General features: G+C 36.0%; 22 protein-coding genes. 10 read left to right on the top strand and 12 right to left on the bottom strand.

From position 1 onward, the window contains the following. Window positions 1–74 precede the first annotated feature (74 nt). From DRF65_RS01825 to DRF65_RS01810, 4 genes are all read left to right on the top strand, one after another. Window positions 75–2,006 (top strand): hypothetical protein, encoded by a 1,932-nt coding sequence (locus tag DRF65_RS01825; protein ID WP_228438446.1) that lies wholly within the window; start codon window positions 75–77, stop codon window positions 2,004–2,006. Further along, window positions 2,007–3,245, top strand: coding sequence for a hypothetical protein (locus tag DRF65_RS01820; protein ID WP_115968374.1), 1,239 nt, complete (start codon window positions 2,007–2,009; stop codon window positions 3,243–3,245). A gap of 19 nt (window positions 3,246–3,264) precedes the next feature. Beyond that, a complete protein-coding gene (locus DRF65_RS01815; RefSeq protein ID WP_185018872.1) occupies window positions 3,265–3,603 on the top strand; it encodes a DUF6122 family protein in 339 nt (112 codons plus the stop codon). A 66-nt stretch (window positions 3,604–3,669) separates the two neighbouring features. Beyond that, a complete protein-coding gene (locus tag DRF65_RS01810; protein WP_115968372.1) occupies window positions 3,670–4,740 on the top strand; it encodes a calcium:proton antiporter in 1,071 nt (356 codons plus the stop codon). A 63-nt stretch (window positions 4,741–4,803) separates the two neighbouring features. Here DRF65_RS01810 and DRF65_RS01805 read toward each other — a convergent pair whose 3' ends face one another. Further along, the gene (locus DRF65_RS01805) at window positions 4,804–5,184 is read right to left on the bottom strand and encodes a group III truncated hemoglobin (RefSeq protein WP_115968370.1); all 381 of its coding nucleotides are present in this window, start codon (window positions 5,182–5,184) and stop codon (window positions 4,804–4,806) included. A gap of 142 nt (window positions 5,185–5,326) precedes the next feature. On the opposite strand from DRF65_RS01805, the gene DRF65_RS01800 reads away from it, so the two are divergent. From DRF65_RS01800 to DRF65_RS01790, 3 genes are all read left to right on the top strand, one after another. Then, window positions 5,327–6,298, top strand: a complete 972-nt coding sequence (locus tag DRF65_RS01800; protein WP_115968369.1) for an ion channel — start codon at window positions 5,327–5,329, stop codon at window positions 6,296–6,298. Further along, window positions 6,299–6,787, top strand: a complete 489-nt coding sequence (locus DRF65_RS01795) for a YkgJ family cysteine cluster protein (RefSeq protein ID WP_115968367.1) — start codon at window positions 6,299–6,301, stop codon at window positions 6,785–6,787. 238 nt (window positions 6,788–7,025) lie between these two features. After that, the gene (locus DRF65_RS01790; RefSeq protein WP_115968366.1) at window positions 7,026–7,343 is read left to right on the top strand and encodes a hypothetical protein; all 318 of its coding nucleotides are present in this window, start codon (window positions 7,026–7,028) and stop codon (window positions 7,341–7,343) included. Between the two features lie 44 nt (window positions 7,344–7,387). Here DRF65_RS01790 and DRF65_RS01785 read toward each other — a convergent pair whose 3' ends face one another. From DRF65_RS01785 to DRF65_RS01770, 4 genes are all read right to left on the bottom strand, one after another. Further along, window positions 7,388–7,756, bottom strand: a complete 369-nt coding sequence (locus tag DRF65_RS01785; RefSeq protein ID WP_115968364.1) for an iron chaperone — start codon at window positions 7,754–7,756, stop codon at window positions 7,388–7,390. Between the two features lie 131 nt (window positions 7,757–7,887). Continuing rightward, on the bottom strand, window positions 7,888–9,246 hold the full coding sequence (gdhA, locus tag DRF65_RS01780; RefSeq protein WP_115968363.1) for an NADP-specific glutamate dehydrogenase: 1,359 nt from the start codon (window positions 9,244–9,246) through the stop codon (window positions 7,888–7,890). 190 nt (window positions 9,247–9,436) lie between these two features. Next, window positions 9,437–10,546 carry a DNA-processing protein DprA gene (dprA, locus tag DRF65_RS01775; protein WP_115968361.1) on the bottom strand — a complete coding sequence of 370 codons (1,110 nt, stop codon included), beginning with the start codon at window positions 10,544–10,546 and terminating at the stop codon, window positions 9,437–9,439. A 33-nt stretch (window positions 10,547–10,579) separates the two neighbouring features. Continuing rightward, window positions 10,580–11,347 carry a rhomboid family intramembrane serine protease gene (locus DRF65_RS01770; RefSeq protein WP_115968360.1) on the bottom strand — a complete coding sequence of 256 codons (768 nt, stop codon included), beginning with the start codon at window positions 11,345–11,347 and terminating at the stop codon, window positions 10,580–10,582. 249 nt (window positions 11,348–11,596) lie between these two features. Between DRF65_RS01770 and DRF65_RS01760 the strand changes: the two genes are divergently transcribed. Both DRF65_RS01760 and DRF65_RS01755 read left to right on the top strand, forming a co-directional pair. Then, on the top strand, window positions 11,597–12,523 hold the full coding sequence (locus DRF65_RS01760) for a DUF3078 domain-containing protein (RefSeq protein WP_115968357.1): 927 nt from the start codon (window positions 11,597–11,599) through the stop codon (window positions 12,521–12,523). A 226-nt stretch (window positions 12,524–12,749) separates the two neighbouring features. Further along, on the top strand, window positions 12,750–13,673 hold the full coding sequence (locus tag DRF65_RS01755; RefSeq protein ID WP_115968355.1) for a DUF3078 domain-containing protein: 924 nt from the start codon (window positions 12,750–12,752) through the stop codon (window positions 13,671–13,673). Window positions 13,674–13,748: 75 nt separating this feature from the next. Here the strand turns inward: DRF65_RS01755 and sufD are convergent, their stop codons facing one another. From sufD to DRF65_RS01730, 5 genes are all read right to left on the bottom strand, one after another. Next, window positions 13,749–15,056 (bottom strand): Fe-S cluster assembly protein SufD, encoded by a 1,308-nt coding sequence (gene sufD / locus DRF65_RS01750; protein WP_115968660.1) that lies wholly within the window; start codon window positions 15,054–15,056, stop codon window positions 13,749–13,751. A 171-nt stretch (window positions 15,057–15,227) separates the two neighbouring features. Further along, the gene (gene sufC, locus DRF65_RS01745; protein WP_115968354.1) at window positions 15,228–15,971 is read right to left on the bottom strand and encodes a Fe-S cluster assembly ATPase SufC; all 744 of its coding nucleotides are present in this window, start codon (window positions 15,969–15,971) and stop codon (window positions 15,228–15,230) included. An 18-nt stretch (window positions 15,972–15,989) separates the two neighbouring features. Further along, on the bottom strand, window positions 15,990–16,496 hold the full coding sequence (locus DRF65_RS01740; RefSeq protein WP_115968352.1) for a GNAT family N-acetyltransferase: 507 nt from the start codon (window positions 16,494–16,496) through the stop codon (window positions 15,990–15,992). Between the two features lie 6 nt (window positions 16,497–16,502). Beyond that, window positions 16,503–17,951 carry a Fe-S cluster assembly protein SufB gene (gene sufB / locus DRF65_RS01735; protein WP_115968350.1) on the bottom strand — a complete coding sequence of 483 codons (1,449 nt, stop codon included), beginning with the start codon at window positions 17,949–17,951 and terminating at the stop codon, window positions 16,503–16,505. A 67-nt stretch (window positions 17,952–18,018) separates the two neighbouring features. Beyond that, window positions 18,019–18,348 (bottom strand): HesB/IscA family protein, encoded by a 330-nt coding sequence (locus tag DRF65_RS01730; protein ID WP_027372006.1) that lies wholly within the window; start codon window positions 18,346–18,348, stop codon window positions 18,019–18,021. Between the two features lie 145 nt (window positions 18,349–18,493). Between DRF65_RS01730 and DRF65_RS01725 the strand changes: the two genes are divergently transcribed. Beyond that, on the top strand, window positions 18,494–19,348 hold the full coding sequence (locus tag DRF65_RS01725) for a GLPGLI family protein (protein WP_115968349.1): 855 nt from the start codon (window positions 18,494–18,496) through the stop codon (window positions 19,346–19,348). Window positions 19,349–19,404: 56 nt separating this feature from the next. Here DRF65_RS01725 and ypfJ read toward each other — a convergent pair whose 3' ends face one another. Next, complete coding sequence (ypfJ, locus tag DRF65_RS01720; RefSeq protein WP_115968347.1) at window positions 19,405–20,268, bottom strand: KPN_02809 family neutral zinc metallopeptidase; 864 nt, start codon at window positions 20,266–20,268, stop codon at window positions 19,405–19,407. Window positions 20,269–20,349: 81 nt separating this feature from the next. Next, window positions 20,350–22,428 (bottom strand): LTA synthase family protein, encoded by a 2,079-nt coding sequence (locus DRF65_RS01715; RefSeq protein ID WP_115968346.1) that lies wholly within the window; start codon window positions 22,426–22,428, stop codon window positions 20,350–20,352. Window positions 22,429–22,505 lie beyond the last annotated feature (77 nt).

Below are 22,505 nucleotides of genomic sequence, written 5' to 3'. Positions count from 1 at the left end.
AATCTATCTTATTAAAAATACAAAAAATTATTCTCGTACTCTTTGGCTTTACATTGGTTTTTGCCCAAAATAGTATGAAAATACCGTCTGATGCCGTATTCTATATGGAAGTCAACGGAAAACAGCTTAATAATAAAATCAATTGGGATAAGCTGAATCCTTTGTTACATGAACTTAGCAAAAAAAGTAAAGAAAAACCAACATGGACAGACTATTCCAAAACAGGAATTAAATACGATGCTGTTCAGTATCATTATGCAAGCTTTAATGACTCCATAAAGACCTACAATACCCATTTTATCATTGATAATAAAGAAAAGTTCCAGCAGTTTGTTAATTCTATGAAGAAAAAAGGGCAGGAAGTTTTCAACAGAAAAAACTATTCTTATGTAGATATTGATGATGATATTTTTGTAGCCTGGAATGGAAGCCGTGCAGTTCTAAGCCTGATCAGTTATACCAAACCATATAAAGATCTTTGGACTGAAGAGGCTGTTACAGATAGTACAGCTGTTGCCGTTGCTGATTCAGCTGCTGTTGCAGTAGATGCTTATGCTGATGAACCGGAAAAGCCTTTCAACTATAAAGATGAAATCAAAAGTCTGAAGGATGATATTAAGTATCTGAAAGAAAGCATTAAAGATAATAACAACGAGATTGCAAGAATTCAGAAAGATATCAAATACCTGCAAAAACATCACAAATATCCTGCAGAAAAAGAAAATGCAGAGAATCCTGAATACGAGGGAGAAATGCCGGAAGAGGGTGATGAAGAGTATGAAAAAGCCTACAAGAAAGAACAGGATTCTATCCGCAGAGAAGAATTCAAAGTTGTTCAGAAGAACGCAGAAGACAGGTTTGACCAATACTTCAGTTCAAATTTAGACATTGAAGTTCCTAAAGAAATGCTGTCATTCAGAGATGACAATTCCGATGTTTTTGTTTACACAGACTACGGCAGAATTGTAAATGAAGGAATCTATGGCAAGATGACAAAGTATTATGCCTATGGACAGCTTTTCAAAAATATGTATAATTCTAACTATTCCTACAACCTGTATTTTGATAAAGACAAAGTAAGATTGGTTAACAATTATCAGCACAAAAATACAGACATTCAAAAGAATATTTCAGCGATCTATAAAGGAAAGAAAAACAAAAAACTGCTGGAACTTATCAATGAAAAAAGCGTTGGTTATTATGCGATGAATGTAAATGGAGCAAAATGTTTCGACATGATGTACAGCCTTCTTCAGAATTCCGGAGAAAATGATTACAAAAAAGAAATGGAGCTCATCATGGAAACCATGAAAATTATTCTCGATGAAGAAGCCATTACCAAAATTGCTCCAGGAAACGGAATTTTTGTTTTGAATGAATTAAAATCCAAAAAAGTAGAATACACAGATTACGAATACGATGCTGATTTCAATGAAAAGGAAGTAAAGAAAACCAAAGATATTGCTGTTCCTAACTTCACTTTCGCTTTTGCAACAGAGAACGAGGGCTATTGGAACCGTATTTTTGATTTACTGACTACCAATAAAAAACTGTCTAAAAGATTCTCTAAAAAAGGAAACCTATACACTTTTAAACAAGAAAAAGACGGAGGATATATTGATCAGTTATTCTTTACTGTAAAAGATGGAGTGGTATATCTGATGAGCTCTGCAGATAATATTCTACCGGTAAACCAATCTGATATTTCCAGAAAATGGGCAAAAGATTCTGCAAAATATCCTTTATCCGGAAGGCTCGATATTCAGAAGCTTTTAACCGGTTTAGATAAAGAATTCAAAAGCCCTAGAGAAAGAAAAGCATTAGAGGCCATCAAAAAAAATGTAGGGGAACTGTATTATAAAACTGAAGTAAAAGGAGAAAGCATCCAGACTGAAATGAATTATAATATCAAAGATACTTCAGAGAACAGCTTGATGTATTTCTTTGATGTATTCGACCAGGTTTTTAAAACAAAAGAAACAGAAAAGCAGCCCCAAATCTTATAGATGAAAAAAAAGAAGATTATTGTCCCGTTACTTTTATTATTCGCTGTTGCGGTGTATTTTGTGGTTTTTCATAAAGATAAAACCCTCAGATATATTCCGGAGAACGCAGATGCAGTTATTTTAATTGATAGTAAGAAACTAATGGGACAATACCTCTTCAGTTTAGCCACACACCCTTCAAGCTGGTCCGGAAGCGATACGAAAAGTAAAAGTTCCTCTTCATTCAAAGATTCAGGAATCAGAATTCCGGATTTTTTGCAGGTATTCCATATTAAAGATACTAAGTTCTCAGAGTGGTATAGCGTTTTAGAACTTAAAGATCCTCAAAAATTCATTGCTTTTTTAAAGAAACAGAAGTTTGCAGATAAAGGAAATAGCCGCTTTCAGAAGGATCAGGTTTTCTTGATGATAAAAGGAGATCATTGCATTGCAGGAACTTCTGAGCTTGCTTTTGAAACTGTTCAAAAACAACTTTTCCATACTTCTACAGCTCCTGTTTGGAATGCAGATCAGTTTATTCAAAATACATTGGGAAGCCTTTCTTTTATGTCAGGACAGAAAACTCAAAATTTTTCTATTGAATTACTTGATGACGAAATTGAAATCAGAAATAATTCAAATCAGGAAGTTTTTAATTCAATTGCTTCAAAACTTCAGAAAGGAAACAACTTTCTGGAAATGGAATTAGATCAGGAGAACCTCAGAAAATTCTCATATTTTTTGGATAAAGGGATAGCAGATTCTTTACGGGCTACTTCTTTTAAAGCCACTGCAAATCTCGAACAGGTCAATGATACCATCATCAGTTATGAATATGATGACAACTTTAATGAAGTTGAAAAAAAGACCTTTCAAAAGATTATACAACCTAATTATAGTATTGAAATTCAAAGTAAGGATCCTGAAAGAGCATGGGGATATTTCCAATCTAAAAAATGGATTAATGGAGAAAACCAATTCACTCAAATTCCTTTTCAACCTAATAAAATTAGCCAAAATAGTGAAGGTGTTTTTATAAAATCGACCCGAAAATCGGTATTATCATCACCTCAATTACAAGAAAACTATATCATAGTCAGAAACAGTACGCTGTTGTATTCTTCTTTAAAAACACTGAGTAACAAAGAGAAAAAAATCATTTCTGATATCGATTATGTGCTGTATGGGAATAAATCACAGGATTATTGGGTGAAAATAAAAGCGAAAAAAGGAGATTTACCCTTAATTTTACGGTGGTAAATGATAAATATATCCATTAATGGCTCCATCAGAAATTGCTTTGCTCAAAACGTGTACACATTATTTTTTACATCTTGTGTTTCCGGTCTTTATAGCACTGGTATTTTACCCTAAAAACTGGAAGAAAGTATATCTTATTTTGTTGGCTACAATGCTGGTAGATCTGGACCATCTTTTTGCGAATCCTATTTTTGATCCATCAAGAGAAAGCATCGGTTTTCATTTTTTACATTCTTATTATGCCATTGCGGTGTATTTTTTGCTGTTATTTTTTAAAGGAAATGTCAGAATTGTTGCCATTGGGTTGTTGCTTCACATGTTGACAGATTATCAGGACTTTAACTTCTGGCCTCATTAAAATATTATTAATATTTTCTTTTGATATTGAAAATATTATAGATTTTTTGTATTTTGTAGTCACTATATGAGACTTAAAGAACTTTTACATTACACCTATATTTTTCCTGTCCTTGCGGTAGGTTACTACTTTTCCGGACTGATGGGGAATGGCGTTATTTATGATATTATTGCAGGTATTTTACTCATTGGGAGTGTTTTATCGGCAGTTCACCACGCAGAAATGGTGGCTCATAAAGTAGGAGAGCCTTTCGGTACCATTATTCTTGCCCTTTGTATTACCATTATTGAAGTTGCGCTTATCATCTCACTGATGGTTGCCGGCGGAGATCAGGCGATCACGCTGGCCAGAGATACCGTTTTTGCCGCTGTTATGCTTATTCTTAATGGTATCTTGGGAATCTGTATATTGGTGGGCGGCGTTAAATATCATGAACAGTTCTTTGCCAGAACTTCTGCTACCACCTATTTGGTGAGTACGGTTTCAATTCTTATTCTTACCCTGGTTCTTCCTAACTTTACTTCAAGTGTTAATGGACCATTCTACAACCAGGCACAGCTTATTTTCGTATCTATTGCCTGTCTGGTCATTTATGGTGTTTTCCTGATGGTACAGACGGTGAGACATAGAAGTTATTTTATAGTTCCCGATGAACATCCTGAAGCACATTATATTCCTACATTAACTAAAACATTGATCAGTTTTGGCTTTTTAGTTGTTTGTCTGGTCATCGTTGTTTTAATGGCAAAAGGACTTTCTGATACTATTGAAGGAATGGTACAGAGTGTAGGGGCTCCTAAATCTTTAGTGGGAGTAATCATTGCTGCTGTTGTTCTTCTTCCTGAAGGCGTTGCAGCCATACGTGCCGCAAGAGCCAATCAAATCCAATCCAGTTTAAATCTGGCATTAGGTTCAGCACTGGCAAGTATCGGATTGACGATTCCTGCGGTTTCGGTAGTATGTATTATGTATGATATACCATTGGTACTGGGATTAGATAAGAAGGATATTATTCTGCTTTCCCTTTCCGTATTTATCGTAATGCTTTCATTGAGCCGTGGAAAGACCAATATCCTATATGGAACTGTACTATTAGTGAACTTGGCGGCGTATATCTTTACCGTAATTGTTCCTTAAGAGAGAGATACCTTAGTATGAATTTCATATCCTGGAACTCAAATTTCGAAAACCCGGAACTCGCTAAAGTCTTCTAGCCAGCTCCATTTTAAAAGCCATCAGTTTGGCAATATTCTCGGATTTGTAAATCGCCATATCAGCGTTTTCACCTACAAAATTCTCCTCAATGGTTGTTCTCCATAGCTCAAGCCATCTGTCGAAGTGCTTTTGCTCCATAGCCTGTATTTCATTAATCGGAAAATGTACACCCATTGGATTTCCTTTGTAGGACATCTGCCCAAAAAGAATAGACTCCCAAAACGAATACATTTTTGGAAGGTGTTTGTCCCAGTCAACTTTCGCAATATTATTGAAGAAGAAACTGATAGTTTCATCCTTTACTACTTTGGTGTAAAATGAATTAACCAGGTGTTCAATGTCTTCTCTTGATTCAAGCTTTTTCATATCCCAAATTTACTGTAAAATCAAATTGGATAAGTAATGAATCGATTGATAAAATTCATGAAAACAATATTTTATCTTTGTATCCGGAAACGGAGCAAGATTAATGTTGAGTAATTAAGTGATTCAAAACAAATGATATAAAATGACAAGAGGATTCAGAAAAAAGATCCGCCAGAAAAACACTGAGAACAGTGGTTTCGGAAGCAATGCCTCAGGAAGATTCATCAATAAAGACGGTCTCCCGAATGTAAAAAGAACAGGTGTGAATGTTTTCAACAGCCTGAGCTGGTATCATACCATGCTGAATTTGTCTTCATTTCGTTTTATTTCATACCTCGTCGTAGCATATATTCTGATCAACCTCATATTTGCAATGATTTATTACCTGATAGGAGTGGAGCATCTTACAGGGATAGATAAAAGTGATCCGCTGAATGAATTTATTGATGTTTTCTTTTTCAGTTCTCAGACATTTACTACAGTAGGGTATGGAAGAATAGCTCCTGTAGGCTTTTTGGCCAGTTTAGTGGCTACTTTTGAAGCTTTTCTGGGATTGCTTACCTTTGCCATTGCAACGGGGCTTTTCTATGGGAGATTTTCAAGACCCAGGGCTTATTTAAGATTTTCTGATATTGCAGTGATTGCACCTTTTGAAGAAGGAACAGCTTTAATGTTTAGATTAGCACCTTATAAAAACAATGCGCTGACAGACGCTGATGTTATTGTATCTACAGCCATTGAAGTGATTGAAAATGATGTTCCCAAAAACAATTTTTATAGATTGGAAACACAGTTAAGTAAGATCAATACATTAGCTCTGAACTGGACTGTTGTTCATAAAATAAATGAAAGTTCGCCGTTTTACGGCTTCTCTGAAGCTGATTTTAAAAGTACGGATATCGAGATTATTGTTCAGGTGCGGGCATTTGATGAAGTATTCTCCAATACAGTGGTTCAGAGATCTTCGTTTGTGACAGGAGAAATTGTATACGGAGCGAAATTTGTCACGATGTATTATCCTGATAAAAGGAATCTTGCTACCATTTTGGATCTGGATAAGATCAATGAATATCAAAAAGCTGAACTTCCGGAACAGCCAGGAAATAAAGAATAAATGAATTTAGATTTTTATAGAAAACAAGCTTTACAAAAGCAGAAAGACCATAAGAAATTTCTGGACGGATTAAAGAAAAAACCGCCCAAAAATCTTGATTATATGGTACAGGAAACTCATGATGAAGTTTTTGATGAAATAGACTGCTTACAATGCGCCAACTGCTGTAAAACCACGGGGCCGTTATATACTGAAAAGGATATTGAGCGTATTGCGAAGCATCTGCGCATGAAACAAGCTGATTTTGAAGCTAAGTTTTTAAGAGTGGATGAAGACAATGATAAAGTGCTTCAGAATCTTCCATGCTTTTTCCTGAATAGTGACAATACCTGTTCTATTTATGAAGTAAGGCCAAAAGCCTGCAGAGAATACCCTCATACAGACCGTAAAAAGATTTACCAGATCAATAACCTGATGTTGAAAAATACAGTAATTTGCCCAGCTGCTTTTGAGTTTGTAGAAAAGATGATGAAGAATATAGCGAAGTAATCCTGAGGGTAGAAAGGGAATCCTCGTCAAGGTTTTAAACCTTGACGAGGATGAAGAACAAATCTCCTCAAACCAACAAATATTCCCATATCCAGCTTCGGTTTTCCTATAAAATCATCAGGATTATTTTTTGTAAATTCTTCTTAAAAAATGATAAAGTACGTTAAATAAGAAACTTACGTATAATTTTTTTAAATGATACCCCGTTTAGGTTAAACAATCATTTAAATATTACATTATGAAAAAGTTATTTTTAACGGCCGCGTTTACATTAGTCGGAGTAATCGCAGTATCGGCTCAAACACAAACTCAGAAGCCTGCCGAAAGTACGACTAATAATCAAACAACAACTCAGACACAACCGCAGACATCAGAAACCAAAAGTGATTGGAATTCTACCACCACTACAAATGGACAGAATCAAAGTACCACTACAGCAGAAGCTTCAACAGCTACACCAGCAGCAGAAGCCACTGTAAGTACAGGGACTACGATGGAAGCTACAAAACCTGCGGAAGCAACAAAAGAAGGAAAGAAATCTAAAAAGAAAAAGTGATAATACTTTAGCAAACACTAGTCAGAATCCTGGAATCTTGTATTTCAGGATTTTTTTTGTTCAATTTCTGTGATTCTGAATGTTACAATCTTCTGAATCAAATCCAATGGAATATCTTCCTCTATCGGAAATTGGACTGCCCCTTTGGAAAACTTGTAATTTCTCTCTTCAAACTCTTTTTCAAAATTTTTGATTCCTTCAGCTCCGGGATAGAATCCGATATGTTTTTTATAGCCCGCAAAATAAACAAGAGGTTTTCCTTTATGCTTAAAGGCCGGCATCTGATAGCCAATGTACTCTTCAAGATCCGGAACCTGGGAATGGATAGCCTTTCTCAGTTCAATAAGTTTGCCCTGAACGTTAATGGGAAATAAAAGGATATAATCATCAATATTTTTAAAGGTGTCTTTCATACCTATAAAAATAAAAAAAGCGCTGCATATAGCAGCGCTTTCTCCTTTCACTTTTTACTTTTTTCCCATTATCCCGGGAACAGGCTATATCAAAAAAGGTCGGGATTTTTCCCAACCTTTATTATTTTATGTTACACAACTCCTTGAGCCAACATTGCTTCTGCTACCTTTACGAAGCCGGCAATATTTGCACCTTTTACGTAGTTTACATAACCGTCTTCGTCTTTTCCGTAGTCTCTACAGGCTTTGTGGATACCGATCATGATTTCCTTTAATCTTGCGTCAACTTCTTCAGAAGTCCAGTTAAGACGGATAGAGTTCTGAGTCATTTCTAATCCTGAAGTTGCAACACCTCCAGCGTTGGAAGCCTTACCAGGAGAGAATAATACTTTATTGTCTAAGAAGTAGTTGATTGCATCAAGTGTAGAAGGCATGTTAGCAGCTTCAGTTACACAAAGACATCCATTTTCAACTAATTTTCTTGCATCATCTAAATCTAATTCGTTTTGAGTTGCAGAAGGGAATGCTACATCACACTTCACTTCCCAAGGACGTTTTCCAGCGTGGAATTCAGCAGATGGATATTTTTTAGCATAGTCCTCAGCTCTGTTGTTTCCAGAAGCTCTAAGTTCTAATAAATAATCAATTTTTTCTCCGCTGATACCGTCTTTATCATAGATATATCCATCAGGACCAGAAAGTGTTACCACTTTTGCTCCAAGCTCAGTTGCTTTTTTGATAACTCCCCAAGCTACGTTTCCGAAACCTGATACCGTTACTGTTTTTCCTTGGAAATTCTGTCCGATAGTCTTAAGCATCTGCTCAGCGAAGTATACTACTCCGTATCCTGTAGCTTCAGGACGGATTAATGAACCTCCGTAAGCAAGACCTTTACCTGTAAGAACTCCGGTAAATTCGTTTCTGATTTTCTTGTATTGTCCGAATAGGTAACCGATTTCTCTAGCTCCTACACCGATATCTCCTGCAGGTACGTCTGTTTCAGGACCGATGTGCTTACATAATTCTGTCATGAAAGCCTGGCAGAAACGCATTACTTCCATATCAGATTTACCTTGCGGATCGAAATCTGAACCTCCTTTACCACCACCCATTGGAAGAGTAGTCAAAGAGTTTTTAAACACTTGTTCGAAAGCTAAGAACTTAAGAACTGATAAGTTTACAGTAGGGTGGAAACGGATTCCTCCTTTGTATGGACCAATAGCAGAGTTCATTTGGATTCTGAAACCTCTGTTAACCTGAATCTCTCCTTTATCGTCAACCCATGGAACTCTGAAGATAATAATTCTTTCAGCTTCAGCCATTCTTTCAAGCAGCTTCATTCCGGTATATTCTTTTCTCGTAGCAATGAATGGAATTACAGTTACGGCAACTTCTTTTACAGCCTGTAAGAATTCCGGTTCGTTAGGATTTTTTGCTTCAATTTTTGCAATAAACTCTTGGATTTTCTGGTCAATATTATATTGTTCCATATATTAAGGTTGAATATTATTGTCAACAAATTTAATTTTTTTTTCAAGATTCACAACACTCTATTTCAACATTGCTAAAAATTAAATAATAATGTTTGGAAATATTATTAAATTAATAATTTATGATTAAAATTTATTAAAAATGAAATGTTATGTATGAAATAATGCAGTATTAAGAAATCGTTAATTCTTAAATTGCGATAAATTGCCTCCCGGAAAATGATTTTACTTTCCCTAAAAGCTCCAATTCTAAAATTATCGGTAGGATTTTGTGTGAAGAAACTACAATTTTCTGTACCAGATCGTCCAAGGATATCTGTGGATTCTGTTTGATGAATTCATAGACTATATTTTGATTATCAGTTAATTGTATTGTCTCTTCACTGTAAGGAAAAAGCTCTTCAATTTTTTCTTTGGGATTGTTCAGTCCCAGCATACTGATAAGATCTTTTAAATTTGAAATAGCCGTTGCTTTGTTCTGTAAAATCAATTGATTACAACCCTGGCTATAAATATCAGTGATCTTCCCCGGAAGGGCAAATACTTCTCTGTTGTAATCGTTGGCAAACGTTGCTGTACTTACAGATCCGCCTCCAAATGCTGTTTCCACTACGATAGTGGAAGGAGATAAACCCGCTACAATTCTGTTCCTCTGAATAAAGTTTTCCCGATCCGGCTTTCTTGCCGAATTAAATTCTGTTAACAAAATGCCACCATCCTGAAGAATTTTCTCTGACAGTTTTCTGTTTTTGGAAGGGTATAAAAACTCAAAACCATGCGCAAGAACAGCAATAGTAGGTTTATGGGTCCGAATGGAATGTTCATGAACTTCTTTATCCACTCCCAAAGCAAGGCCACTTACAGAGACATATTTTGAAGATTGGGTGGCATCAAAAAAGTCTCCAATGAATTGTTTTCCATATGGAGTCATGTTACGGGTTCCTACAATGCTTATCTTCTGAAGAGAATCATCAATGTTTCCCTTCTGGTATAGAATCGATGGAGAATCAATACATTCATTAAGTAAGGCGGGGATTTCTTTAAGATGTCTTAGCCTGATATGGATATTGTTCTTTTTACAGAATTCAAGCTCCTTTTCGGCAAATTTGAGATGCTCTGTATTCCCGATTTCAGAAACTGTTTTTTGTCCTATTCCCTCCAGTTTTTTGTACTCTTTTTTTGCTTTTTTCCATGCATTTTCTGCATTTCCGAAGGTTTTTACAAGTTTATGGAAATTGATATCGCCAATCTGGCTGCATTCGCGGAGAGCGATGGCATATAAATATTCTTCAGAGATCATGTGTGTTTTTCCCCAAATGTAGTGAAATAAGTTTTACTTTTTCCTTAATTCATCCAGATGATCCCAAATATCATCTCTTTTTTTGTACGGCAATTCAAGAAAATCTTCCGGGTGATTTTCTCTGTATTCCTGCCAGAGTTTATCATCTTTTTCACTATAATAGTTGGGGAATTCCCAGATGAATTTTTTCTTTTTTTCTCCTATATTTTTAAAAGCAAAAGCTATGATACTTCCTACAACAGCTCCGGAAAGGTGGGCCTGCCATGAGATTTTGCTGGGTTCCTGCATATTATAAAACAGTTCTTCAGGAAGCATTCCCCAGACTAAACTGCCATAATATAATACAACGAGTAAGGAGATCGTCAGAAGCTTTGTATTCCATTTAAAAACTCCGCTGAAGAATAAGAAAAAGGCCAATACATATACGACACCACTGGCTCCGATGGTGCAGGTGTACATATACTCACCCGTCATAATGTCTATAGGAGGAAGGATCCATACCAAAAGCCCGGTTGCAATCCATCCAATGAAGAAAACTTTATTGGCCACCAATGGATAAAACTGAAAGAGAAGAAACATCAATGCAGCAATGGGAATAGAGTTTCCTATGATATGCTCAGTATTTCCATGTAAAAGAGGAGAGGTAATAATTCCTAATAGTCCTTCAGGAACAAGAGGAATAATAGCTCCGAAGCAACTTCCAAAAAAGCCGTGCATCTGTAAAAAAAATCCGAACCACATTGCGGAAAGCATCAGCAAAGGGTATAAAACCGCTCTTTTGGAAATTACATTTTTAAACATAGTGATTGTACGTCAAATCAAAAGCCAATGATAAATTTCGGAAAATTTGTCGATGAATCCATTTCTATTAAACTGATTTTAAGACAAAAGGTATCAAATTTAACTTTTGAACCGATTATTTTGGCATCAATTTTATTGACGTATTTTGTTGCCAGCGAATTGAAACTGGAAAAAATATATTGTTTAAGGCTGAATTTACCTTTAAAAAAAATTATATTAATATTTTTGCATTGAAAATTATTTAGAGTAATGAAGAAGTTTTTATTGATTCTTTCCATATTTATGGGGATTTATGCAAGTGCACAAGAAGAATTGAAAAAAGATTCAGTAGTGGTAGACACCGTGAAATACTGGTCGGTACTAGGAAAAAACACGGTAATGATTAATCAGGCAGCCTTTTCGAATTGGGTAGGAGGAGGAGCCAATAACGTAGGTTGGCTTGCCGGTGCCAATTATAATATCACCTATGAAAAAGACAATGATCTTTGGGAAAATATTATTATCCTTGGCTATGGTCAGAATGATACGAAAGGATTGGGCATAAGAAAAACTCAGGATGTTATCAATCTCTCTACAAATTACGGGCGAAAATTTTCCAAGAGCTGGTACTTTTCTTTAGGGGCAGGTTTTCAGTCTCAGTTTGCACCAGGATATGAGGATGGAAATAATCCTGAAGCAAAGAAAATTTCAAACTTTATGGCTCCTGGTTATATGAACGTCGGGATGGGTATCACTTACAGGCCCAATGACAATCTTACAGTGACCTTACGTCCTACCAACGCCAGATGGACCTTTGTTCAGGATAAAGAGCTTCAGTTTGCAGGAAGCTATGGTTTGAAAAATGATGGTGATTCTTCTCTTTTCCAGTTCGGTTTCTTGGGAACAGCAATATATAAGATAAAAATTATGGAAGATGTTCATTTAACCAATACAGCTTCGGTCTTTTCAAATTACCTGGATCGTCCGGACAGGCTAGTACTGGCTTATGGAGCACTTCTGAATCTAAAGGTTAACAAATATATTTCATCGAATATCTCACTAGACTTACTGTATGATCATAACCAGATTGAAAAAACACAGTTAAAGCAAACGTTGGGAATTGGCTTTGCTTATACGCTGGATAATGGTGTGAAGCGTTCTGACCGTAAAGACAGCCAGTGGTGGATCAAAAAATAAATAAACAATATTCATATCATAAAAGCACTTCAGTCATGAAGTGTTTTTTTTGTTTTTTTAAGTTTCCGGTTTTAAGTTGCTTTAAGTTTGGTATGTGCGGGTGATTGGTTAAATGGTTTGTTTCCATGATATTGTCTTGATAATTTTGATGTGATTCAATTCATTTTAAAGTGAATTTTATTTTGGCGTAAATTATTATTTATACATTTGTAGGAAATCGTTAATTATGAAAAAAGTTTTATTAATCGCTTCCATTTCTTGTGGGGCTATAGCCATGGCTCAGGAAACAAAAACAGATGCTCCTGCTGTGGATACTATTAAAGCCTGGTCTATTCAGGGACAAAATACATTAATGCTTAATCAGGCAGCCTTTTCGAATTGGGTAGGAGGTGGAGCCAACAACGTAGGGTGGCTTGCCGGGGTTAATTACAACCTTACTTACGAAAAAGGCAAAAATCTTTGGGAAAACATTATTATTCTAGGGTATGGACAAAATAACACCCAAGGTACTGGAGTAAGAAAGACTCAGGATGTGATTAATCTGTCTACCAATTATGGGCGGGAGTTTGCTAAGCACTGGTATATTTCCGGAGGTGTTGGGTTTCAGACCCAGTTTGCTCCAGGTTATGAAGATGGTAACAATCCTGATGCAAAGAAAATTTCAAACTTTATGGCACCAGGTTACTTGAGCGTTGGGGCAGGGGTTACCTATCGTCCCGATGATAATCTTACAGTAACGCTACGTCCTGCGAATGCCAGATGGACCTTTGTTTTGGATAAAGATCTTCAGAAAGCAGGAACTTACGGACTTAAAAATGATGGAGATTCTTCTTTATTCCAATTCGGTTTCCTGGGAACAGCTATGTATAAGCTGAAAATTATGGATAACATCACTTTGCTTAATACTGCTTCTGTATTCTCAAACTATCTGGATCACCCGGATAGATTAGTTCTTGGATATAGCGGAGTTTTAAGCATGAAAATCAATAAATATATTTCTACAAATGTAACCCTGGATCTGTTATATGACCACAATCAGATATGGAAAACCCAGTTAAAACAGACACTAGGTGTTGGTTTGGCTTATAATTTTGATAACGGAAAGAAACGTTCAGATAATAAAGACAACCAAAGCTGGTTAAAGAAATAAAACGGGATTAGACCATTTTAAAATAAAAAAGCACTTCAAATTGAAGTGCTTTTTATGTATCAATATATATAACGTTTAAAACTCTATATCTACTTCTAATTTCTCAGCCAAAAGCTTTGAAATCTTCTCTTTTAGAGGCTCAATATCAATATTTTGCATCGCGTCATTTGCAAATGCATATAGAAGTAATGCCTGAGCTTCTTTTTTAGAGATTCCTCTTGCTCTCAGATAGAACAAAGCATCTTCATTAAGCTGGCCTACTGTACACCCGTGAGAACATTTTACGTCATCTGCAAAAATTTCTAACTGAGGTTTAGTATCAATGCTTGCGCCTTCACTTAGCAATACATTATTGTTCTGTTGGTACGCATTGGTTTTCTGAGCAATTTTATCAACAAAAACTTTTCCGTTGAAAACTCCGTGGGCATTACCATCGTAGATCCCTTTGTAGTTCTGATAACTTTCACAGTTCGGGAAATTGTGGTGAACCGCCGTGTGGTGGTCAACCAGCTGATCTTTTCCGATAATAGTAATACCATTCATGAATGAATTGATATTTGATCCATTTTGGATAAAGTCAAGGTTGTTTCTTATCAGCTTTCCTCCGAAAGAGAATGTATTTACAGTCGTTAAACTGTCTTTTTCCTGTTTTGCAAACGTGTGGTCTACAAGGTAAGACGTATTGTTATCGTTCTGAAGCTTGTGCCAGTCTGCTTTTGCATTTGGATAGGTGAAGATCTCTGTCACAGAATTCGTTAACACATAAGTGTCATCAAAATTGTGGTGACTTTCAATAACCTCAACTTTTGCTCCTTCTTCAACGATCAATAAGTTTCTAGTATTATAGAATGTATTTTCCTCCTGGTTTTGAGAAATGTAGAAAACATGAATTGGTTTTTCAATTACCACATTTTTAGGAACTTTCAGGAAGAAACCATATTTGCAGTAGGCAAGATTTAAGTTCGTGAAAGCTAAATTCTTAGAAGCAATTGTGTTAAAGTACTTTTCAAATACTTCTTTATGTTTTTCATCATTCAATGCGTAATTGAACGAAAGAAACTCTACATTTTCAATAGAAACTTTTGAAAGTTCTTTGTGAAGTTTACCGTTTACGAAAACAATCCAATCAAAATTTTCTTCTCCAAGATGCAATTCATCAAACTGCTCCTTAGTGATATTATGGTGCTCATTCGGAAAGAAATTATAGTTTTTTTCCGTGATCTCCTTTAGATTGGTATATTTATATTCTTCGTCTTTCTTTGTAGGAAAACCAGCGTTCTCAAACTTTTGGAGAGCAGCTTTTCTGTCACTATCTAAAAATCTGTGACGAAGACTCTCCAAAAACTCATTATGGTTTTCGATGATTTGTTCTTTTAATGCCATTACTGGTATATCTGTGGTTTGCACCATTTTTTCTTTTTATTTTGAACTAAAATATTGTCATTCCAAGGAAGAAGGAATCCAAATTTTTGATAATAGAGATTCTTCATTTTTTACGCTTCACTCAGAATGGCAGCGAAAAATTTTTGATCTCCGGAATAATCGATTTCCTTCTTAGTTAAGAAGCCAATCGTAACCTTTTTCTTCCAATTCTAATGCTAAAGATTTATCACCTGTTTTGATGATTTTTCCGTTAGCTAAAACGTGAACGAAGTCAGGTTGAATATAGTTAAGCAATCTTTGATAGTGAGTAATCAAAAGAACTGCGTTTCCTTCGTTTTTAAAAGCATTTACCCCATCAGCAACAATTCTTAGCGCGTCAATGTCTAGTCCTGAATCTGTTTCATCAAGGATAGCCAATTTAGGGTTAAGCATCATCATCTGGAAGATTTCGTTTCTTTTCTTCTCACCTCCGGAGAAACCTTCGTTCAGTGATCTTGAAAGGAAATCTTTTTTGATTCCTAATTTTTCAGATTTTTCACGGATTAATGCAAGCATTTCTTTTGCCGGCATTTCTGGTAATCCGTTTGCTTTTCTTGTTTCATTTAAAGCAGCTTTGATGAAGTTCGTTACAGAAACTCCCGGAATTTCCACTGGATACTGGAAAGATAGGAAGATTCCTTTGTGTGCTCTGTCTTCCGGAGCATCTTCAATGATATCTTCTCCCTGGAACAAAATTTCTCCACCTGTCACTTCGTAATCCTCTTTTCCTGCGATTACAGAAGAAAGGGTAGACTTACCAGCTCCGTTTGGCCCCATAATAGCGTGAACTTCTCCTGGTTTTATTTCAAGGTTAATCCCTTTTAATATTTCTGCGCCATCTTCAATTTTGGCGTGAAGGTTTTTAATTTCTAACATTTTATTTGCTTAAACAAATTATTTTTGAACTCTATATACTAAACTTTCAGGTTGACCGGGAACATCATTTAGAGTTCCGATTTTGATCATACCTGCCTTTTCCAAAACTTTAACAGAAGCTAAATTACTGGGGCGGACAATGGCGAATATTTCATCTTTATTATCCTTATTCAACCCAAAATCTATAGCTTTCTTTGTGAATTCTGTGGCGTATCCTTTCCCCCATGCCTGGGAAGCAAAACGATAGCCTAAATTCAATTTTTCTTCTTCTCCGTAGAGTTTATAGCTCAGGCCGCCAAAACCTATTATATTCTCAGGACTGTCTTTTTCAACAATCACCCAGCTTCCGAAATGATACGTTTCCCAATGATCAAGCATTCTGGTAAATGTACTTTCTGCTTTTTCAAAACTCATGGGGCCGCTAGGATTATGAATATTGGTTTCAGGGTCATGATTAATTTCAAAGAATCTTTCAAAATCTTCTTTTGCAGGTTTTCTTAAAATTAATCTTTCTGTAGCTATCATGTTTTGTTATCCTACTGATCCTTCTAATGAAATTTCAAGTAGTTTTTGTGCTTCAATAGCAAATTCCATTGGAAGCTTATTTAAAACTTCTTTACTGAACCCATTCACGATCAATGCAATGGCTCTTTCTGTATCAATACCTCTCTGGTTACAGTAGAAAATCTGATCTTCTCCAATTTTCGAAGTGGTTGCTTCGTGTTCCAATTGTGCAGTAGGATCTTTAATTTCAATATAAGGGAAAGTGTGTGCTCCACATTCATTACCCATCAATAAAGAGTCACACTGAGAGAAGTTTCTTGCTCCTTTTGCAGAAGGCATTACTTTTACCTGTCCTCTGTATGAGTTCTGAGATTTTCCTGCAGAGATTCCTTTAGAAATGATCGTTGACCTGGTATTTTTCCCAATATGGATCATTTTTGTTCCGGTATCTGCATATTGGTGATTGTTCGTTACTGCGATAGAGTAGAACTCTCCGATAGAGTTGTCACCTTTCAGAATACAAGAAGGGTATTTCCATGTTACAGCAGAACCTGTTTCAACCTGAGTCCATGAGATTTTTGCACTTCTTTCACAAAGACCTCTTTTCGTTACAAAGTTGAATACGCCTCCTTTTCCTTCTTCATTACCAGGATACCAGTTCTGTACCGTTGAATATTTGATTTCAGCATTGTCTAATGCAATCAGTTCCACAACCGCTGCGTGAAGTTGGTTTTCGTCTCTTGATGGAGCTGTACATCCTTCAAGGTAAGAAACATAACTGCCTTCATCTGCAATCACAAGCGTTCTTTCAAACTGTCCTGTTCCTGCCTGGTTGATACGGAAGTAAGTAGATAATTCCATTGGGCATTTTACGCCTTTAGGAATATAGCAGAAACTTCCGTCAGAGAATACTGCGGAGTTCAGTGCTGCATAGAAGTTATCTCCTCTAGGAACTACTTTTCCAAGATATTTTCTTACTAAATCAGGGTGATTTTTAATAGCTTCTGAAATAGAGCAGAAAATAATTCCTTTTTCTGCCAATGTATCCTGGAAAGTGGTTTTCACAGAAACTGAATCTATTACAATATCTACAGCAACTCCTGAAAGTCTTTTTTGCTCTTCAATATTAATCCCTAGCTTTTCGAAAGTTTTCAATAATTCAGGATCTACCTGATCAAGGTTTTCCAATTCAGGTTTTGCTTTTGGAGCTGCGTAGTAACGGATTGCTTGAAAATCCGGTTTTTCATATTTGATATTGGCCCAATTAGGCTCTACCATTTTTAACCAGATTTTGAAAGATTCCAAACGCCATTCAGTCATCCATTCAGGCTCCTCTTTTTTAGCGGAGATGGCACGGACGATATCCTCATTTAAACCAATCGGGAAATCTTCATAATCAATTTTGGTTTCCCAACCGAATTCATATTTTTTATTTTCTAGATCGACTCTTAAATCGTCTTCAGTATATTTACTCATTATAATTTTTTAGATTTCAGATTTAGACCTCATATTTTTCTGAGGTCTAGTATCTTATGTCTTTTCTCTAAAGACTAAATGATTCTCCACATCCACATGTTCTGGATGCATTCGGATTGTTGAAAACAAACCCTTTTCCGTTCAATCCTCCTGAATATTCAAGAGTAGTTCCTGCTAAATAGAGAATGGATTTTTTGTCGATGATAATTTTAATATTATTATCTTCAAAAATCTGATCTGTGTCTGTTTTTTGGTTGTCAAACTTTAAAACATACTCTAAACCAGAGCATCCGCCGCTTTTTACCCCAACTCTTATATAATCTTCAGCAGGGTTAAAACCATCTTCAGTCATTAACTGGATAGCTTTCTCCTTTGCATAGTCTGATACCTTTATCATTGTATTTATTTAGAATGATTTAATTACGCAAAAATACGAACAAAAATCAGGATATAAAAATCAGCATTTTTATTTTATCGATTTTTATCATTGATGAGTTTAACCTTGGTAATCTTTTGAAATCCAAAACATAAATTGACTCACAATGAAAAAAATAGGTATTATTGCTCTGGCACTGTTTATACAGCAGGTTTCTGCGCAGGCAAATCGATTTGTATATCAGGTAACGATGAAGCCGGATACTGAAAATAAAGCAGATATAAAAACTGAAAATACATATCTTGATATTTCTCAGGATAAATCTATTTTTTATTCTGAAAACAGAATCAAAAGGGATTCTATCATGCAAAAAGCATTTCAGGGCGGCGGTGGCAGAGCGGGTATCAACAGAGATCAGATGGAAGGTCTTAGAACAAATATCAACTACACGGTAGAAAAAGATAAAGCGAATCAAAAGACTTATTTTAAAGACAGGATCGGCAGGGATATATATTCCTATGAAGAAGACAGGCCTTTAAACTGGAAAATGTCTTCAGAAACAAGAAAAATTGGAGAGTACAAAGTGCAGAAAGCTGAAACGGATTTTGCCGGAAGAAAATGGACTGCCTGGTTTACTACAGATCTTCCCTATCAGGATGGACCATATAAATTTGGTGGACTTCCGGGATTAATTGTAAAAGTTGAGGATGATAAAGGGGATTATTCTTTTGATCTGATGAAAAATTATAAGATTGCAGAACTTCCAACTTTAAACCAGTTTGGAAATACTTTAAAAGTAAAAAGATCTGATTTTGTAAAGCAACAGCAAAAGTTTAAGACTGATCCGATGTCTTTCATGAATCAGGGAACAGGAGGAGGCAGTACTGCACCAATGAGAATCGGCGGAGGACGGGGATCTGGAGGTGGCGGAAACCAAAATCCTGCTGATATGAGAAAACGAATGGAAGAAAGAGTGAAAGAAGAAGCTAAGAAAAATACAAATCCGATTGAATTGCAATAAAACAAAGTGCCAGTGAATCCGTTCACTGGCACTTTTATTTTATACTATAAGTTTATTTACTTCAAAAGTTGATTAAAAGTATCACCCTGTCTGATATCACCAGTGTTGTATCCTTTCATAAACCATTCTTTACGCTGTGCAGATGATCCGTGGGTAAAGCTTTCCTGATTCACATAACCTTGACCTCTTTTCTGGATATTATCATCGCCTACAGCTTCTGCAGCATCTATAGCAGACTGAATGTCTCCAGGCTCAAGAATTTTCTTAGAATCATCTGTACGTTTAGCCCAAACTCCGGCATAAAAGTCTGCCTGTAGTTCTGTAGCTACAGATACCTTGTTCATTTCAGCTTCAGAATATCTTCCACTTCTTCTTAAGGCATCTACTTTTTGGGTAGTTCCCAGAAGAGTTTGTATGTGATGTCCCATTTCATGAGCAAGAACATAGGCAACAGTAAATTCAGTTACTTTGGCTCCAAACCTCTGTTGAAGCTCACCGAAAAACTCCATGTCCATATAAATTTTCTGATCGGCAGGACAATAAAATGGACCCATAGCAGACTGTGCTGTGCCACACCCGGAGTCAGTTGTACTTTCGAAAAGAACAATTCTAGGTTCAGAAAAATTCATTCCATTTTCTTTAAAGATCTGACTCCAGGTTTGGGTATTCCATCCGGACATCATATCAACCATTTCCCCAATCTGTTTTTCCTGTACAGTAAGCTCTCTTTTTTCTCCTGTATTTCCTGAAGATTGTATGCTGCCGGAATTCAATATCCCAGAAGGATCCCCTCCTAAAAAGAAAACAATGGCTGCTATAATTAAGGTTCCGAGGCCACCGCCTACAATCATACCGCCACCTCCGCCTCCGGAGCCACGGCGATCATCAACGTTACCGCCTCTGTCGTCTGTCCATCTCATAATAATATGTTTTTTTGTGTCGTAAATTTATAAAATTAAAGTTTACAACCGTTTATTAAGTTACTTTATGAAAGAAATATCTTATCGGTTAAGCTGCTTGGTCTTCAGCCAATAAGATGTTGACTGGTAGGCTGAAATAGCATCATTTACCAGTTTCTGATCTGTGTTTTTCAACAGTTTTTCATCATAATACAGTTTAAACTCCGGAGCAAGCTCACTTTTTTCCAGTTCCAGAGAGTATTGTTTTGCTTTCTTCACTGGTGAAATGATGGTTAAACGATTGTCTTTTACAAACCCAAGGTCCTGATAGGTGGCAATATAAGCCTTAGGCTGGAATTCTTTTTTGAAAACATCCTGGCCTAAGAATTTGGATTGATAATTGAAATTTAATAATCCGAATAGAGTAGGCATCACATCAATCTGAGACATCAAAGCATCAAATTTCTGTGGCTGGATGAATCCTTCTGAAAAGATCATTGCAGGAATTCTGTACTTATCCATCGGAAGTTCTGTTTTTCCGGCACTGGATGCGCAATGGTCTGCGATAATAACAAAAACTGTATTTTTATACCAATCCTGTTTCTTTGCCATATCAAAGAATAGCTTCAGTGAATAGTCTGTATATTTTACCCCTCCTTCACGGGATTTTGATGTTCCGGGAATATCAATTCTTCCATCCGGGTAGGTAAAAGGTCTGTGGTTGGAAACTGTCATCCAATGGTTGAAGAAAGGTTTTCCTGATTTTGCTTCAGCATTCATTACCTGGATAGCTTTCCTTGCCATATCTTCATCTGCAACACCCCAAACATTGGCAAAAGTAATTTCTTCCGGTTTAAAGTTGTTTCTGTCTACAATATCATATCCGTTTCCTCCAAAAAAGTCCTGCATATTATCAAAATAACTGTATCCACCATATAGGAATTTAACATCATATCCTTTTGATTTGAATACACTTCCTGTGGTGAATTTATTTTTATTGTCATTTCTTTTGATAATACTTTCCCCTGCTGTAGGAGGAATACAAAGCGTTAGGGCTTCCAGTCCGCGAACGGTTCTGTTCCCTGTAGCATAAAGATTGGTGAACATCAAAGATTTATCTGCAAGACTGTCCAGGAATGGCGTAATCTTTTGGGTATTTCCATAATGTTCAAGGAAATCTGCAGAAAGACTTTCAATAGAGATCAGAACTACATTCTTCTTTGCTTCCGGCTGTTCAGCAACAATATTTCTTGCTAAGGTATGCTGTGGATATTGGCTTAGGAAATTCTTTTCTGCCTGCTGTTGATTGAGCTGTGAATAAAACTGGAAATAATCAAGTTCGTTATGGGTGAAAGCCCAGTAAAACTTTGGAAGTCCGTTGGCTTCAATTTCATCTGCAAAAACATTGTCAGATTTGATTTGCATTAATGATGGGAGAGTTAACAAGCTGATAGCACAAAGTACAGCAAAGCAACCTAGTAAAATCAATTTCTGCTTAAAATTAGGGAGTTCCAGTAATTCGTCTTTAGTCTTTTTATAAATGAACCATGTAATGGTTACTGTAACCAACATTATCCCTGAAAATAGTGGAATAACAGGATAACTTTCCATGATATTCCCAATGACTTCATTCGTATATATTAAGTAATCTACCGCAATAAAATTGTAGCGTACTCCAAATTCATTATAAAAGAAATACTCACTTACCCCATTGAATATAATCAGTAGAACATACAACAACAAGGTAATAAAATATAAAATGTTACGAATTCTGATTCTTTGGGTAGGAAGGAAAAGCATTAATCCGAACAGGAATGCCTTGACTCCCACAAAGGAAAGAGCAATTTCTGTTACAGAGCCTCCGTATTGCTTGAAAATATTATTTGGAATAAGCCAGATATACAGGAAAAATGCAACCAAAGCTCCAAAAATAATATATCCATAAGGTTTTTTATATTTCGAATTGGAAAGGAATAAAAAGTAGAGGGCAAGAATGGAACTTGCGAGGACAAAAACAAAAATATCGTTGATAAGACCTACAAACAGTACTTTAATGATCTCAAAGAATCCAAAACTGGCTGTAGTGATAGGATGAAAGAAGAATACTGTCCTTACGATCAAGGAAATAATCAGATAAAAGATTCCTAAATATAGGAAAGGTTTTATTTTTTTTAGAAACATGGATTTATGGTCTATACGATTTTCACAAAGATAGTTCGTTGTATCTAACTTTTATGTCAAAAAAAGCAAAACCTGAT

It is taken from the genome of Chryseobacterium pennae (genome assembly GCF_003385515.1).
In the GTDB taxonomy this organism is placed as follows: domain Bacteria; phylum Bacteroidota; class Bacteroidia; order Flavobacteriales; family Weeksellaceae; genus Chryseobacterium; species Chryseobacterium pennae.
This window is presented reverse-complemented; position numbering and strand designations above follow the sequence as displayed.

Bases quoted from the DNA above. Each gene is read 5' to 3' on its own strand.
- DRF65_RS01825 (WP_228438446.1), top strand. From the start codon at position 75: ATGAAAATACCGTCTGATGCCGTATTCTATATGGAAGTCAACGGAAAA.
- DRF65_RS01820 (WP_115968374.1), top strand. From the start codon at position 2,007: ATGAAAAAAAAGAAGATTATTGTCCCGTTACTTTTATTATTCGCTGTT.
- DRF65_RS01815 (WP_185018872.1), top strand. From the start codon at position 3,265: ATGGCTCCATCAGAAATTGCTTTGCTCAAAACGTGTACACATTATTTT.
- DRF65_RS01810 (WP_115968372.1), top strand. From the start codon at position 3,670: ATGAGACTTAAAGAACTTTTACATTACACCTATATTTTTCCTGTCCTT.
- DRF65_RS01805 (WP_115968370.1), bottom strand. From the start codon at position 5,184: ATGAAAAAGCTTGAATCAAGAGAAGACATTGAACACCTGGTTAATTCA.
- DRF65_RS01800 (WP_115968369.1), top strand. From the start codon at position 5,327: ATGACAAGAGGATTCAGAAAAAAGATCCGCCAGAAAAACACTGAGAAC.
- DRF65_RS01795 (WP_115968367.1), top strand. From the start codon at position 6,299: ATGAATTTAGATTTTTATAGAAAACAAGCTTTACAAAAGCAGAAAGAC.
- DRF65_RS01790 (WP_115968366.1), top strand. From the start codon at position 7,026: ATGAAAAAGTTATTTTTAACGGCCGCGTTTACATTAGTCGGAGTAATC.
- DRF65_RS01785 (WP_115968364.1), bottom strand. From the start codon at position 7,756: ATGAAAGACACCTTTAAAAATATTGATGATTATATCCTTTTATTTCCC.
- gdhA (WP_115968363.1), bottom strand. From the start codon at position 9,246: ATGGAACAATATAATATTGACCAGAAAATCCAAGAGTTTATTGCAAAA.
- dprA (WP_115968361.1), bottom strand. From the start codon at position 10,546: ATGATCTCTGAAGAATATTTATATGCCATCGCTCTCCGCGAATGCAGC.
- DRF65_RS01770 (WP_115968360.1), bottom strand. From the start codon at position 11,347: ATGTTTAAAAATGTAATTTCCAAAAGAGCGGTTTTATACCCTTTGCTG.
- DRF65_RS01760 (WP_115968357.1), top strand. From the start codon at position 11,597: ATGAAGAAGTTTTTATTGATTCTTTCCATATTTATGGGGATTTATGCA.
- DRF65_RS01755 (WP_115968355.1), top strand. From the start codon at position 12,750: ATGAAAAAAGTTTTATTAATCGCTTCCATTTCTTGTGGGGCTATAGCC.
- sufD (WP_115968660.1), bottom strand. From the start codon at position 15,056: ATGGCATTAAAAGAACAAATCATCGAAAACCATAATGAGTTTTTGGAG.
- sufC (WP_115968354.1), bottom strand. From the start codon at position 15,971: ATGTTAGAAATTAAAAACCTTCACGCCAAAATTGAAGATGGCGCAGAA.
- DRF65_RS01740 (WP_115968352.1), bottom strand. From the start codon at position 16,496: ATGATAGCTACAGAAAGATTAATTTTAAGAAAACCTGCAAAAGAAGAT.
- sufB (WP_115968350.1), bottom strand. From the start codon at position 17,951: ATGAGTAAATATACTGAAGACGATTTAAGAGTCGATCTAGAAAATAAA.
- DRF65_RS01730 (WP_027372006.1), bottom strand. From the start codon at position 18,348: ATGATAAAGGTATCAGACTATGCAAAGGAGAAAGCTATCCAGTTAATG.
- DRF65_RS01725 (WP_115968349.1), top strand. From the start codon at position 18,494: ATGAAAAAAATAGGTATTATTGCTCTGGCACTGTTTATACAGCAGGTT.
- ypfJ (WP_115968347.1), bottom strand. From the start codon at position 20,268: ATGAGATGGACAGACGACAGAGGCGGTAACGTTGATGATCGCCGTGGC.
- DRF65_RS01715 (WP_115968346.1), bottom strand. From the start codon at position 22,428: ATGTTTCTAAAAAAAATAAAACCTTTCCTATATTTAGGAATCTTTTAT.